The following is a 703-nucleotide window of genomic DNA, read 5'->3' on the forward strand; positions in this document are numbered from 1 at the left end:
TATTTAAAAACAAGCACATCGAACCAGTGATATTTTATATTTTATATCGATAATGATAATGATACTCGATATTTGATATTATCGTTGTATCATTTTTATCATTATTATTATTCGATATAAATAAAAACTCTTTTTTTAACAATTTTAATTTTTAAATTAACTGCCTTATCAGTTATAGGTATGTGTTTATAAATAAAAAATATAAATAAAAAATATATAATTCATATTCGACAAAAATAACATTAATAATTATTTAATGGTGTTAGAAAACATTTAAAGAGTTATAATGGTTGATATACTGAAAAAAAATATAAGATAAATTGGTGTTAAGATGCAAAAACTAAAACAAAAAGTTAAATTATTACAACAAATAATTAAAAAAATAGAAAAGATAGATAAAAAAATTATCTTTAATTTAGTAGAAAAATTTCAAAATGTTTTAAATTTAACCACCATTTTAAAAACTATCCAAATTAAACGAAGTACTTATTATTATTGGTTAAAAGTTAACCATAAAATTAAAATAAAACAAGAACAATATCTTTTAAAACAAAAACGTATTGAATCTTTATGTAAAATGCATGAATATTTATTTGGCCATCGTAAAATCACTCATTTATATCAAAAAATCTTTAATGAAACCATCAATAAGAAAAAAGTTTATCTCATCATGAAAGAAAAAGGGATTTGTTGTCGTTTAAGA

Annotated in this window: 1 protein-coding gene; it reads left to right on the forward strand. The window is 19.1% G+C overall.

Annotation, left to right across the window (positions count from 1 at the left end; translation table 11 throughout):
• Positions 1-331 precede the first annotated feature (331 nt).
• Positions 332-703, forward strand: a 372-nt coding sequence (locus tag RI01_RS02960; RefSeq protein WP_017193184.1) for an IS3 family transposase, incomplete at its 3' end; no start/stop codon positions are given.

Source organism: Italian clover phyllody phytoplasma str. MA1, from assembly GCF_000300695.1.
Lineage (GTDB): Bacteria > Bacillota_I > Bacilli_A > Acholeplasmatales > Acholeplasmataceae > Phytoplasma.